This is a genomic window from Paenibacillus marchantiae (assembly GCF_028771845.1).
Lineage (GTDB): Bacteria > Bacillota > Bacilli > Paenibacillales > Paenibacillaceae > Paenibacillus > Paenibacillus marchantiae.
In genome coordinates, this window is the sequence record NZ_CP118270.1 from 3,655,133 (window position 1) to 3,669,606 (window position 14,474).

Annotated in this window: 12 protein-coding genes; all 12 read left to right on the forward strand. The window is 46.9% G+C overall.

All coding sequences use genetic code 11. The features are described 5' to 3' along the window. Positions 1–115 precede the first annotated feature (115 nt). The 12 genes from PTQ21_RS16750 to sleB all read left to right on the forward strand — a co-directional run bounded on the left by PTQ21_RS16750 (position 116) and on the right by sleB (position 14,380). Entirely contained in the window at positions 116–1,111 is a 996-nt protein-coding gene (locus PTQ21_RS16750) for a polysaccharide deacetylase family protein (protein ID WP_072732414.1), read from the forward strand. A 98-nt stretch (positions 1,112–1,209) separates the two neighbouring features. Then, positions 1,210–2,493 carry a M16 family metallopeptidase gene (locus tag PTQ21_RS16755; protein ID WP_072732415.1) on the forward strand — a complete coding sequence of 428 codons (1,284 nt, stop codon included), beginning with the start codon at positions 1,210–1,212 and terminating at the stop codon, positions 2,491–2,493. Next, positions 2,453–2,899 (forward strand): dUTP diphosphatase, encoded by a 447-nt coding sequence (dut, locus tag PTQ21_RS16760; RefSeq protein WP_170867769.1) that lies wholly within the window; start codon positions 2,453–2,455, stop codon positions 2,897–2,899. Before PTQ21_RS16755 ends, dut begins: the two co-directional genes overlap by 41 nt. Positions 2,900–3,128: 229 nt before the next feature. Continuing rightward, positions 3,129–4,028 carry a dipicolinate synthase subunit DpsA gene (dpsA, locus tag PTQ21_RS16765; protein WP_274566409.1) on the forward strand — a complete coding sequence of 300 codons (900 nt, stop codon included), beginning with the start codon at positions 3,129–3,131 and terminating at the stop codon, positions 4,026–4,028. Then, positions 4,025–4,621, forward strand: a complete 597-nt coding sequence (locus PTQ21_RS16770; RefSeq protein ID WP_024630269.1) for a dipicolinate synthase subunit B — start codon at positions 4,025–4,027, stop codon at positions 4,619–4,621. The genes dpsA and PTQ21_RS16770 overlap by 4 nt, the downstream gene beginning before the upstream one ends. A gap of 421 nt (positions 4,622–5,042) precedes the next feature. Continuing rightward, the gene (dapG, locus tag PTQ21_RS16775; protein ID WP_063566369.1) at positions 5,043–6,260 is read left to right on the forward strand and encodes an aspartate kinase; all 1,218 of its coding nucleotides are present in this window, start codon (positions 5,043–5,045) and stop codon (positions 6,258–6,260) included. A 47-nt stretch (positions 6,261–6,307) separates the two neighbouring features. Then, entirely contained in the window at positions 6,308–7,183 is an 876-nt protein-coding gene (dapA, locus tag PTQ21_RS16780) for a 4-hydroxy-tetrahydrodipicolinate synthase (protein ID WP_072732416.1), read from the forward strand. Between the two features lie 478 nt (positions 7,184–7,661). After that, the gene (locus tag PTQ21_RS16785) at positions 7,662–9,341 is read left to right on the forward strand and encodes a ribonuclease J (RefSeq protein ID WP_063566368.1); all 1,680 of its coding nucleotides are present in this window, start codon (positions 7,662–7,664) and stop codon (positions 9,339–9,341) included. A 215-nt stretch (positions 9,342–9,556) separates the two neighbouring features. Further along, positions 9,557–10,330 (forward strand): ClpP family protease, encoded by a 774-nt coding sequence (locus PTQ21_RS16790; RefSeq protein ID WP_371121193.1) that lies wholly within the window; start codon positions 9,557–9,559, stop codon positions 10,328–10,330. After that, on the forward strand, positions 10,327–10,557 hold the full coding sequence (locus PTQ21_RS16795) for a YlzJ-like family protein (protein ID WP_063566367.1): 231 nt from the start codon (positions 10,327–10,329) through the stop codon (positions 10,555–10,557). The genes PTQ21_RS16790 and PTQ21_RS16795 overlap by 4 nt, the downstream gene beginning before the upstream one ends. 90 nt (positions 10,558–10,647) lie before the next feature. After that, positions 10,648–13,362: an FtsK/SpoIIIE family DNA translocase gene (locus PTQ21_RS16800; protein ID WP_274566412.1), complete on the forward strand. Its 2,715-nt coding sequence runs from the start codon at positions 10,648–10,650 to the stop codon at positions 13,360–13,362. 187 nt (positions 13,363–13,549) lie between these two features. Continuing rightward, entirely contained in the window at positions 13,550–14,380 is an 831-nt protein-coding gene (gene sleB, locus PTQ21_RS16805) for a spore cortex-lytic enzyme (RefSeq protein ID WP_274566414.1), read from the forward strand. The last annotated feature ends 94 nt before the right edge of the window (positions 14,381–14,474 follow it).

The following is a 14,474-nucleotide window of genomic DNA, read 5'->3' on the forward strand; positions in this document are numbered from 1 at the left end:
CCCATAAGGCCTCTGAATCCAGCTTTGAAGATACTTTACATGAACAGCTTGTTTTATTCATATTCTTGCACTTGTCCTCATATGATGGGGACAAAGACGGCGGGAGGATGGAGCTGTGAGAAACCAATCCAAAAAGCTGGCGGCTGTTCTGGTAGGTATGGCAGCTGTCATACTGGTCGGACAAGTGGGCAGTGTACGTACATACATTACGGAAATCCGTGATGGGCCAGGCACGCAAAATGCATTTGATATGTTCAAAGAGGCAACCGGAGAAGATCAGCTGTTGTCGGCGATCCGGGATAAAGCGGCCGAAACGAAAATCGCTCCGGTAAATGCCAGAGTGGATCGGGTCTGGAAAGCGATACCCGGGTATAACGGAATAGAAATTGATGTGGAAGCCACGTATCGCAAAGCACTTGGTGGGACGCTGAATACTAAGATAGCGTATGTCTATCGGCAGACTGTACCTGAAATCCAGCTTAAAGATTTGGGTGCACACCCGATTTACCGGGGGAATGCCGAGAAACCAATGGTGTCTTTCATGATTAATGTAGCGTGGGGCAATGAATTCATTATCCCGATACTAGATACGCTTGACGCCGAAAAAGTCAAAGCTACTTTTTTTCTGGATGGAAGCTGGTTGAGCAAAAACGAAGAACTGGCTAAAGAGATCCAAAAGCGTGGACATGAGTTATCAAATCATGCATACTCACATCCGAATATGAGTCGGTTGAGTACGGAGCGAGCCAAGCTGGAAATCAGTAAAACCCAGGACCTGCTCAAAGAAAAATTGGGTGTGGAGAACCACTGGTTTGCTCCACCTTCCGGTGATTTTAATCAACAAACAGTCGACATTGCTTCCGGCATGGGACTTCAAACGGTACTTTGGACACTGGATACGGTGGATTGGCGCAAACCAAGTTCTGCTTCTGTTGTAGCCAAGATCGCCAAAAACGTAGAAGCCGGTACATTAATTCTGATGCACCCCACGGCTGCTTCTTCAGGAGCTTTAAAAGGAATGATTGATTCCATACGGGCCAAGGGTTTGACGCTTGGAACCGTTAGCGAAACGTTGTCATCCGAGCGCGTGAAGGGATCAGCGGTTGAGTGAATGATGTTTTTTTGTTACTATCAAACAGTTGGAACCAAATGTCGATTTCAATTTCGCGTTGAAATCCAGGCAATTATAGAGATGTAGGAGGGCCAACCGTGAAAAAAATTCAGCTGGGCAATGGCCTCAGAGTTGTCATGGAACAGATTCCGACCTGTCGTTCCGTGTCATTTGGAATATGGGTCAAGACAGGTTCTCGCAATGAGCAGCCTGCAAGCAACGGAGTGTCACACTTTATTGAGCACATGCTGTTCAAAGGAACGGATCGTTATGATGCCAAAGCGATTGCGGAGCAATTCGATGCCATTGGTGGTAACGTGAATGCGTTCACTTCGAAAGAATACACTTGTTATTACGCCAAAGTATTGGATGAACATCTGCCAATAGCTGTCGATGTGTTATCCGATATGTTCTTCCGCTCTAAAATGGATGATGGTGAACTGCTTAAGGAGAAAAACGTCATTCTGGAAGAAATATCGATGTATGAGGATACGCCGGATGACATGGTGCATGATCTTATGGCTTTGGCCGCCTATGGTGAGCATCCGCTCGCTTACCCAATTCTGGGTACTGAAGAGCGTCTCAAGGCGATGGACTCCAGCCATCTGCGTGCATATATGAAGGAGCACTATACGATTGAGAATACCGTTATTAGTATTGCAGGGAATATTGATGACAGTGTGATCGATTTGATGGAAAAGCATTTTGGTGCTTTTGATGTCAATGGTGTATCTGAACAAGTCACGCTGCCTGCATTCCAGAGCGGACAACTCTTTCACAAAAAGAAAACGGAACAGAATCATATCTGTATCTCGTTCCCGGGATGTAAGATCGGAGATCCGCTTCAGTTCGCGATGGTCGTGCTGAATAATGCGATTGGCGGAGGTATGAGCTCCAGACTGTTCCAGGAAATTCGGGAGAAGCGCGGCCTTGCTTATTCCGTTTATTCGTATCATAGTTCCCATGCGGATAGTGGACTCTTCACCATCTATGCAGGTACAGCGCCGAAACAGACGAAAGAAGTTCTGGATCTGACCAAAGAAGTTCTGAACGATCTGGCTGTAAATGGATTGTCAGAAGATGAGCTGCGCAAAGGAAAAGAACAGCTGAAAGGCAGTTTGATCCTCAGTTTGGAAAGCACGGGCAGCCGCATGAACCGTCTGGGCAAAAACGAGCTGATGCTGGGCAGACACCACACGCTGGACGAAATGATTGCCAAAATTGAAGAAGTAACGATGGACGATGTCGATGCTGTGCTGGACCTGATGTTTGCCGAGCCATTTGCGCTCGCTATGGTCGGTGCTTCGGATCGTACGATCGCTGGATTAAGAAGGGATGATTTTGTTGCATTACGTTCAAATTCAAAAGTTACCGGGCAATGAAGATATTAAGTTGCCTCAAAAAATGTCAGAGCTGGCCTCCGGCTTTGATGTAGTTGCGGCATTACAAGAAGAGGTTGTATTGCAGCCGGGACAGCGTACGTTGATTCCTACGGGACTCGCGATGGCTATGCCAGCTGGATTGGAGGCACAGGTTCGCCCTCGTAGCGGTCTGGCTTTCAAACATGGGATTACGTGTCTGAACACACCGGGCACCATTGATGCCGATTATCGCGGGGAAGTTAAGGTCCTTCTGATCAATCTGGGTCAGGAGCCATTCACGATTGTACGTGGGGAGCGTATTGCCCAAATCGTCTTTCAAACGGTTCCAGCAGTTGAATTAACAGAGGTAGCTGAACTGTCGGAAACTGTACGTGGAGAAGGCGGATTCGGTCATACCGGGAAATAAAGGATTCGAAACCAAGCTGTAAATAAGAGCATCTTCTGTAATAAGAGCTTCACAGTTTAATTTACTGAGCATGTTCTCGAAGAGTCGTCCCCGAGGGGGCGGCTCTTTTTTTTTTTTTTGAACTATAGAGATAATTTTTTTCTTTGCATGCTTCAATTTTAATGTTTCACCCCCCTGTGGGCCACTGCATACGATAAGGCATACATGTGGTGAAAGGAGTGACGTCCCGATGCTGACCGGTGTCCGGATTATAGTCCTGGGCGGAGATGCGCGGCAGCTTGAAGTCATTCAAAAATGCGCAGAGCTGGATGCTACGGTAAGTGTGGTGGGCTTCGACAAGCTGGAGCGTTCCATTCCGGGTATCGAACACCAGGAATTGGAGGACGATGTATTTGCTTCGGCAGATGTGCTGGTGCTTCCTGTGGTCGGGTGTGATGATCAGGGGAAAGTGAGCACTTCGTTCAGTGATACACCGATTTTTCTGAAAAAGGAACATGTTGCGGCATTGCCGGAGCATTGTATTGTGTTCACAGGTATGGCGAAGCCTTTTTTACGTGATTTGTGCCGGGAAAATGGTCTACGGCTTGTTGAAGTACTCGATCGTGATGACATCGCGCTCTACAACTCCATTCCGACAGCTGAAGGCGCCATTGCCATGGCGATTCGGGAGACGGACTTCACGATCCACGGCTCGGAATGCATTGTGCTTGGATTGGGTCGAACAGGTTTCACAATGGCCAAAACGCTTCAGGGACTTGGGGCAAATGTACGGGTGGGAATCAGGCGCGAAGAGGATGCTGCTCGAGCAGCCATAATGGGCTGGAAGCCTTTCAGGACAACGGATTTGGCCGCTCAAACCGGGGAAGTTGACTTGCTTTTTAATACGATACCGACTATGATAATCACAGCACAAATCCTGTCCAAAATGCCGCAAAAAGCAGTCATTATCGACCTCGCATCCGCTCCTGGCGGCTGTGATTTCAGATATGCTGAAAAACGCGGTATCAAAGCGCTACTTGCGCCTGGCCTCCCCGGCATTGTTGCTCCCAAAACGGCTGGCGGCATTATTGCCGACGTCTTAATCCGTTTGCTTTTGGAAGAACAAAACGCACGGGAGGTTGAACAATGAACTGGCAGGGAAAAACGGTAGGTTACGCAATTACAGGTTCTCATTGTACGTTTGAAGAGGTTATGCCGGTGATTAGCCGCTTCGTAGCCGAAGGTGCCAATGTTGTCCCGATTATTTCCAATTCGGTTCTGACTACGGATACACGCTTTGGGACCGCGCAAAATTGGCAAAAACAGTTGAAAGATATAACGGGGAATGATATCATTTCTACAATTGTTGAGGCAGAGCCGTTAGGTCCTTCCAAGTTGCTCGATGTGCTCGTAATTGCTCCATGCACAGGCAACACGACGAGTAAGCTGGCTAACGCGATGACGGACAGTCCGGTTTTAATGGCAGCCAAAGCTCAGATGCGAAATCAGCGTCCGCTGGTACTCGCCATTTCCACGAATGACGGCCTTGGGTTGAATGCTGCGAACATCGCCAAACTGCTGGTGGCCAAATATTTGTATTTTGTGCCATTTGGGCAGGATGATCCAGTGAAAAAACCGAACTCGTTAGTGGCCAAAATGGAGCTTATTCCGGAGGCATGCTGGAGTGCGCTTGAAGGCAAACAGTTACAGCCAATGATTGTGCAGCGCTCTGCACAGGCTTGATAGTTCTTGGGTCCGCCGTAACATTAGTTTGTTATAGACATGGTTCTGTACAGACTTAGTTACGGGGATAACGGTTATTCGCTTGAAGAAATGAAGATGGTTCGAGAGACAAAGAAAATCATGAGGGACGTTATGCTGGTATAAACAGCTACCTGTGTCCACGTTCCTTTCATTAAAAGGGAATTCCTGCTTGCAACGATAAGGTTAGGCAAGCGGGATCAGTGCACGGGGAACGTGTGCGTCATGATCTCGATAACAACCGCGGCCTTCATATGGGATTGTTTCACTAATCTTTGATGAGGAGCGGCATGAAATGCCGTATAAAATGCTGAAATTATCGCATCGGAACGCTCCCTAGGGTGATCCATTTGTTGATTGACCCGTGTCCAGTCTTCTTGCGTACACAAATGGAGGAATAAAGATGCGCATCATGGTACAGAAATTCGGAGGTACATCTCTCTCTACCGTTCAGGCGAGAGAGCATGTGCTCCGTCATGTTAAACGTGAACTTGAAGCAGGATTGAGTCTGGTCATTGTTGTGTCAGCGATGGGTCGCCGCGGTGAGCCTTATGCGACTGATACGTTACTGGACTGGGCTGCACAGAACGGAAATGCACTCTCCGCACGCGAAAAGGATTTACTGCTGTGCTGTGGTGAAATTATTTCTGCGACGACTTTGAGCAGTCTGCTCGAACATGAAGGCATTCCAACTACAGTGCTGACCGGTGCACAAGCAGGTTTTGTGACGGACGACAATTTCGGGAATGCCCGAATTTTGGATGTCCGTCCTGTTCGTGTGCTGGAGCAGCTACAGAGTGGGCGTGTTGTCATTGTTACAGGGTTCCAGGGGCAGACCGAGAATGGTGACTTTACGACCCTTGGTCGTGGAGGAAGTGATACGTCAGCCACAGCTCTTGGTGCAGCTTTACACGCTGAGATGGTGGACATATACACAGATGTAAATGGGATACTGACAGCAGATCCACGTATCGTGGAGGACGCTCGTCCGTTGACTGTTGTGAGTTATGCCGAGATATGTAATATGGCCCATCAAGGAGCCAAGGTAATTCATCCGCGTGCAGTCGAGATTGCAATGCAATCCCAGATTCCAGTGCGTGTACGGTCTACCTTTGCAGATAGTGAAGGGACGCTGGTAACGCATCCAGAAGGATTCCAGGATGTGCAGACAGGCATTGTGGACCGATATGTAACAGGGATTGCCTATGTAAGTAATGTTACGCAAATAACGGTGGAAGTGCCGGGCGGTGCAGATCGTTTGCAGCTAAAAGTGTTCAAAACGATGGCTGAAAATTCGATTAGCGTAGATTTTATTAATGTTACCCCCCTGGGAGTTGTCTATACCGTTTTCGATAGTGATTCCGAGAAAGCTATACAGGTACTGCAGGAAATTGGTCTTAAACCGCAAAGTCTTTCCGGATGTGCCAAAGTTTCCGTCATCGGCGGAGGGATCAACGGAGTGCCAGGCATTATGGCACGGATCGTGGAATCCTTGACACTGGCGGACATCCAGATCCTGCAATCTGCAGATTCCAATACAACGATTTGGGTACTTGTGAAAAAAGAAGATATGGTTCAAGCTCTGAGGGCGCTTCACGCCTCATTCGAACTTCACTTGTAGTACTTTGAAGTCAGCGGAGCCGGACCTGTTTTGAAGGAGGAATCGAATTGGACTTTGGAAGATTGATTACAGCAATGGTCACTCCGTTCAACGAACAAGGGGGGATCCATTGGGAGGAAACTGCACGTCTGATAGACTATTTGATTGAAGATCAAAAGTCAGAGACGCTTGTTATTTCAGGAACAACTGGAGAATCTCCCACGCTTAGCGACAAAGAAAAAGTAGAACTATTCGAATTCGCAGTAAAACATGCGGCTGGACGGTGCAAAATCATTGCTGGAACGGGTAGCAATAACACCGCTCATTCAATCCATCTGACACAGGACGCTGAACGTGCTGGTGTAGATGGTGTTTTGCTGGTTGTTCCTTATTACAACAAACCAAGTCAAGAGGGAATGTTTAGACACTTTGAAGCGATCGCGAACGCGACGAAACTGCCGATTATGTTGTATAACGTTCCTGGACGTACAGCAGCCAGCCTTTCGGCTGCAACAACGCTTCGTTTGGCACAGATTCCAAACATTGTAGCTACGAAGGAATGTGTATCGTTGGAGCAAGTCACGCAGATTGCTGCGAGTGCACCGGGACATTTCAGGGTGTATTCCGGTGACGATGCTTCTGGCTTGCCAGCCATTGCTGTAGGTGCTTACGGGATCGTTAGTGTTGCTAGCCATGTGGTAGGCGCTGAGATGAAACAAATGATTGATTCATACTTCGGTGGTGCACCTGTACAGGCGGCTCAGATACATCAGAAGCTGTTTCCGGTGTTCAAAGGTCTATTCGAGTGCCCGCAGCCTTTACCGAACCCTGTAGCGGTGAAATACGCTTTGACATTGCGCGGTCTGAACGTCGGATCTGTTCGCCTTCCGCTTATAGCCGCAACAGAGGATGAGCAAGGTTTTATTCGTGCCTTGTTCAACTAGCAATAATACGATATTGAACTGATTTGTTAACTTTTATAAACCCATAGAAATTGCAGAAGAACCGTTCCTCATTTAAGAGGAGGCGGTTCTTTTTTTTGACGATGATTGTTAGGTTTCTTTTCACAACTGGAGGCAAACGTAGAGGTTAACGAGAGAGTGACTTGTTTTTTTTGTTTTTAATCATGTATAATGATGTCAAGTGACTGGGTGCGGTATTTTTTTGAAATTGAAAGCGACATCGTTTCTTGGTGTAGCTTTGTGGTGAAAAAGGAAGGAACGGCTAAGAAGGATCATTTCAAAATCCATCTTGTTGGTGAAGGGGAATAACTTCGAAGAACTTCTTCCAAATATCGTGAATAAAGGTGCTCTTTTGCATTCATCCCTATTTAACGGGCATGGGTGTGATGGACTGCTTTTCTTAACTTACAATAAAATAATAAGGTACGACGTCCAACTACCATAGGAGGTTTAGATTCATTTGTCTAAGAAAAATAACAACGATAAACTGATGATTTTTGCTTTGGGCGGCGTAGGCGAGATTGGTAAAAATATGTACGTCATCCAATACGCGAACGACATTGTAGTCGTAGATGCTGGTCTTAAATTCCCGGAAGAAGATATGCTTGGAATCGACATTGTCATTCCTGACATCTCTTATCTAACTGAAAACCGTGACAAAGTAAGAGGTATTATTTTGACTCACGGACATGAGGATCATATCGGTGGTCTGCCATATGTTCTGAAACATTTGAATGTTCCGGTATACGGAACAAAGCTTACTCTCGGACTTGTGGAGAACAAGCTGAAAGAAGCCAATTTGCTGGGTGAAACAAAACGCATCTTGATTGATGCGGATTCCGAGATTCAACTCGGCTCTGTATTGAAAGCAACGTTCTTTGCTACTAACCATAGTATTCCGGATTCCGTCGGCGTATGTGTCGAAACACCGGAAGGCGCTGTTGTTCATACAGGTGACTTCAAATTTGACCACACTCCAGTCAATGGTCAATATGCAGATCTCCAGCGTATGGCACAGATCGGAACCAATGGCGTACTTGCCCTCTTGTCCGATAGTACCAACGCAGAGAAACCTGGATTTACACCTTCGGAGAAAAATGTGGGTATCGTTCTGGAAGATATCTTCCGCAAAGCAAGCCAACGTGTCGTTGTAGCAACATTTGCTTCCAACGTACACCGGATTCAACAGGTTATCAATGCAGCTGAAGTAACTGGACGTAAAGTCGCAGTTATTGGACGCAGTATGGTAAATGTGGTGGGTATTGCTTCTGAACTGGGTTACCTTGAGATTCCAGACGGCATGATTATTGAGCCGGAAGAAGTAGGCAAAATGGCTGCAGACCGTGTAGTAATTCTCTGCACAGGTAGCCAAGGCGAGCCGATGTCAGCATTGACACGGATGGCTCGTTCCACTCATCGTAAAGTAGATATTTTGCCTGGTGATACAGTAATTATTGCTGCAACTCCAGTTCCAGGTAATGAGAAATATGTAGGCCGTACGATTGACGAACTGTTCCGTCTGGGTGCCAACGTGCATTACAGCGGTGCAAACAGTGGCGTTCACGTATCCGGTCACGGTAGCCAGGAAGAGCTCAAGCTGATGCTTAACCTGATGAAACCAAAATATTTCCTGCCGATTCACGGTGAATTCCGTATGCAGCGCCGCCACGCGGTACTGGCTGAATCTGTAGGTATTGAACCAGACAACATTTTCATTACGGATATTGGTGAAGTTGTTGAAATTCAAGGTGGAGCAGCACGCAAGGCAGGTAAAGTTACTGCAGGTAACGTGTTGATCGACGGCTTGGGTGTAGGCGATGTAGGTAACATCGTATTGCGTGACCGTAAATTGCTGTCACAGGATGGCATTCTGGTTGTCGTGGTAACACTGAGCAAACAGGATGGCAAAATTGTTTCCGGTCCGGACATCATCTCCCGTGGATTTGTCTATGTACGCGAATCGGAAGGACTGCTTGATGAAGCGAATCGCATCGTCAGCAGCACATTGCAGAAGTTGATGAGTGAGAACGTTAACGAATGGGCTTCACTCAAAACGAATGTTAAAGATGCACTCGGACGCTTCTTGTATGAGCAAACTCGTCGTAGACCGATGATTTTGCCAATCATTATGGAAGTTTAAAATAAATCAAACAAAAACATAAATTCAGGCACACAGTCGCCCCTTCTCTACGAGTAATATTGGACGGTTCCTCGTAGAGAAGGGGCTTTTTTTGTTTTTTTCTGGCCTTACACCAGATTATGGAGAAATTGATGAGTAATCGGGTATAAGTCAACTGGAACATTCCCCATACTAAGGAAATACATTACATGTTTCTGGAGAAGGGGAGTAATCGAATGAGCGAATATATGAAAAACAAGCAAACACCCAAATCGGAACAACCGGGTACCGAGACACCGGAAGTGCCTGCACAAGAGGAAAAGGCGATGTCACCTGTAACGGAGGCTATTCAGCAATTTGGACAGACGCAATCACCTGCAGCTGAATCGAACATTTTCTGTATGACCATTATCGGTCAGGTGGAAGGGCATTTAATTTTACCTCCGCAAAACAAAACAACAAAGTATGAACACCTCATTCCTCAGCTGGTTGCAGCAGAGCAGAATCAGCGAATCGAAGGAATTCTGATCATTTTAAACACGGTAGGAGGAGATGTGGAGGCGGGCTTGGCTATTGCTGAAATGATTGCTTCACTCAGCAAACCTACGGTTACTGTCGTCATTGGAGGAGGGCACAGCATCGGGGTTCCAATCGCAGTTGCTTCAACCTATTCCCTGATCGCGGGTAGTGCAACAATGACCATTCATCCGATCCGTATGAATGGACTCGTGATAGGCGTGCCTCAGACGTTTGAGTACATGGAGAAGATGCAGGAACGTGTCGTAAGATTTGTTACGTCGCACTCCAATATCTCTGAAGAAATGTTTAAGGAACTGATGTTTAAGACAGGTGAACTCAACCGCGATATCGGAACAGCTGTGGGTAGCGCAGATGCGGTTAAATATGGATTGATGGATGCCGTAGGCGGGATCGGCCAGGCCATTGCTCAATTGAATCAGCTCATAGGAGACAAAAGACAGACGCTGCAGGCAGGGGGTTATACCCAATGACACTCTACACAGTGATGCCACCTGAACTGTTGTGGTCAGGGATGTGGAATGAGGGAGAAGACACCCGGGAGATCAAGATGAACGGATTATTGATGCAGGTCAGACCTGTTAATGAAAATGAAGCTGTCATTGTACGTTTACTTGAATGCCCCTTGGAAGCTTATCTGAATCCCGCCAATATGCCCGGATCGATCGTTCCACTTTCGGGTAACCCGGGACCAACATAACGTGACCAAATAAGACAAATTGAGCAGAAAAAGAACATATGTACGGATTATATTTGTATGGTATAATATTCTTCTGGGGGTGACCTGATTTTGGCCAGAAGAAAAAAGAGGAAAAAAAAGGGCGCAGCATTTAGCGGCGTTTTAAAATATGAAATTTACGGCATTGTGCTTATTACCCTTGCTGTCATTGCCTTGTCGGGTGAAGCAACCGTAGGGCGCTCGCTTTCCAAGATGTTTGGATTGATGCTTGGCAAGTTCTATTTTGCGATTCCGCTTATAGGGATTTATTATGGCTTAATGGTGATGATTCATCGAAAATGGCCAAGTGGCTGGACAACGCGCAAGACAGGGCTCGTATTGCTGGTGTTTGCTTTAACCCTGATGAGTACCGTCTCTGCTATGCACCAGAAGCTTATACCGGTTGGAGCCCTTGAGCCTGGTGCTGTACTTACACAGATACATAATGATATGCAAACCGAGTTACTCACGCCTGCTGCGCCAGGCGAACGGGATTCGATGCTCAATAAGGACATTAGCGGCGGTTATATAGGAGCGGCGCAGTTTGCCTTGTTCTTGTGGTTGTTTGGCAGCTTGGGAGCACGATTGATTATGATCGTGATGTTCGTTATCAGTTTCATGCTAATTACCAATCTTTCTTATGTCGATCTGATTCGCATTTTCAGAACCAAGATATGGGATGCAGGAAGTGCGATGTACAAAAAGCTGGAAGCTAGACCAGCAGCACGTGCCACTTCAAGCTCTGCGGGCAAGAAAAGCGGGAATGTTCGCAAAGTGGTGCCTGTTCCAGTGGACGACGAGGAAGATGATGACGATGATATGCAGGATCAGCAACTACCGAAACGAAAAGCACCAATATTTTTCCAACTCTTTGGAAAATGGGGTTCTGATCGGGAACGGACGAAGGCTGAGCGTGGAGTGGCCGAGGATGATTCTTTAGATACGGAACATATCGTCTACCGAGCCGAGCAGGAAACGCCTGCAGATTCATGGCATGACGAGCCAATCATCGCATCCGATGTTATGGATCCCGCAGCAGTTCCTGTGCAATCAAGACCTAATTCGGCTCCAATCATCCGTGACTTCTTTGAGCATGTCAGATCCGAGGATGCGGGTAAAGATGATGATCTGGATGATGCGTATCCTTTCCCAGATGATCTAACGGCTAACATGCAGGGAGAAGGGATCCCAATCAAGATCTCAGATGAACTTGTGGATAACAATGAGTGGCCTGGAGCGACGGATGCTGTTGAGGGTAGTTCAGACGTTGGGTCTACGTTGAGCAATGGGGCTCAAGGTTCGGTTGTTTCAGATACGGAGGGGCAGGAAGTGCAGCCAGTTAAGCCTCCACCACCACCTCCGAAACCTTATAAACTTCCGTCATTCAGGCTTCTTTCCAAGCCGAACAATGGAGGTAAGGGTGGCGACCAAAAGGATTATATGCAGACTGCACGCAAGCTGGAAGCAACGCTGGAAAGCTTCGGTGTTCGTGCCAAAGTACTTGAAGTAGTCAGAGGACCTGCTGTTACACGGTATGAGATCCAACCGGATATTGGTGTGAAGGTTAGCAGAATTGTAAGTCTGACAGACGATATTGCTTTAGCCCTGGCGGCAAAAGATATCCGAATGGAAGCACCCATTCCTGGTAAATCCGCTATCGGTATTGAAGTACCTAATGGAGAGGTATCCGTAGTAACAATGCGGGAGGTTATGGAAACAGCCACATTCCAGGAAGCTGAATCCAAAGTGACCATTGCATTTGGACGAGATATCTCAGGACAGACGATCATCGGTAATCTGGCTCGTATGCCCCATTTGCTGGTGGCTGGTGCGACGGGTTCAGGTAAATCCGTATGTATCAATGGTATTATTACGAGCATCCTGTACAAAGCGAAGCCGGATGAAGTGAAATTTTTGATGGTCGATCCCAAAATGGTCGAGCTAAACGTATATAACGGAATTCCGCATCTGATGGCGCCAGTCGTAACGGATCCTAAAAGGGCTTCACTTGCTCTCAAAAAGATCGTTGTTGAGATGGAGAAAAGATATGAGTTGTTCTCCAAATCCGGTACACGTAACGTTGAAGGTTATAACAATCTGATGAAAGACAACCCAGCGGCGGTTTTGCCTTACATCGTTGTTATCGTGGACGAGCTGGCTGACCTCATGATGGTTGCCGCCGGTGACGTGGAAGATGCGATTGCTCGATTGGCTCAGATGGCGCGTGCAGCGGGTATCCATCTGATCATTGCCACACAGCGCCCTTCTGTGGATGTTATCACTGGTGTAATCAAAGCCAACATTCCGTCCCGGATTGCCTTTGGTGTATCCTCTCAAGTGGATTCTCGAACCATTCTGGATATGGGTGGGGCCGAGAAGTTGTTGGGTCGGGGAGATATGCTGTTCATGCCAATGGGGGCTTCGAAGCCGGTTCGTGTACAAGGAGCTTTCATGAGTGATGAGGAAGTTGAAAATATCGTGAATTACGTGCGTGGTCAAGGTGAAGCGCAGTATGACGAATCCATTGTGCCAGAGGTGGACGATTCCGTTCAGGCAGCAGATGAAGTGCAGGATGAGTTATATGAACAAGCAGTGCAGATTATTTTGGAGGCGAAGCAAGCTTCCGTTTCTCTACTGCAGCGCCGAATGCGAGTGGGTTATACCCGCGCAGCACGTTTGATTGACTCCATGGAGGCCCGAGGTGTAATTGGTCCTTACGAGGGCAGTAAACCAAGGGAAGTATTGATCTCACTGGAACAGTATCAACAGAATAAAATAAGCTCGTAATACACAGCATGTGTAAACGATCCAAGCCCTTAACCTTATTGGTTGAGGGCTTTTTGCATGCCATTTGACTGAAGATTTGCCATGATGTCCAATGATCGGAGGATTTGGTGCATAGGAACGAAGTATGCTTGTCATAATAACCTTAGCGATTCTGTTAATCCCACAAGAGAAAGGTAGAGCACAGTCGATGCGAAAAATGAACATATGGCTTTTCACTGCTATTTTGCTGATGTCCGCATTGGGAATTCGTTATTTGCTTCCTGGGAATACAGCAACCGAAAGTCCAAACCCAAGTACCCCGCAAGTCGAAGAGAAGTCGATACCCACCTTTAGCACCAATGCTGTGAAATATGGAAGTTACGGTCAGGATGTATACGAGCTTCAAGGCCGACTGAAGTATTTGGGATTTTACAATGGTAAAATTGACAGTAATTTCGGCAGCACTACATTGAAATCGGTAAAATGGTTTCAATCGGAATTCGGCATGAAGGTAGATGGTGTCGTTGGAGCCAAAACCAAGCTGAAACTTTACAATGCTTCAAAACAATGGTCGCCAACAGAAACACCGTTGCACAAAGATCAAACTTCAGGAGATAGTGGGAAAAATAACAATACTGCGGATAAAGAGCAGGACAATATGGGCTCAGCCAATTCCATGGGGTTGTCGGAAAACGAAATCAAAATTATGGCTAACGCCGTATATGGTGAATCTCGCGGAGAGCCATTTGAAGGTCAAGTTGCAGTAGCGGCAGTTATCCTGAATCGCGTGAAATCACCGAGTTTCCCGAACACACCGTCAGGAGTAATTTTCCAGCCGGGTGCGTTTACTGCCGTTGCAGACGGACAGATTTATCTTGAACCGAATGCACAAGCTAAAAAAGCAGTTGAACAGGCGATGAATGGTTGGGACCCATCCGGTGGATGCCTCTATTATTTTAATCCGAAGACAGCTACATCCAAATGGATATGGACACGTCCTCAGGTAAAAACAATCGGGCAGCATATATTCTGTATGTGATGATCTTGGAAGCAACCAGAAGGCGTGACTTCGGTTGCTTCTTGCCTTTTGAATGGGTTAAAATGGTTGTTACGTTTAAGCTTCACTTCTTGCA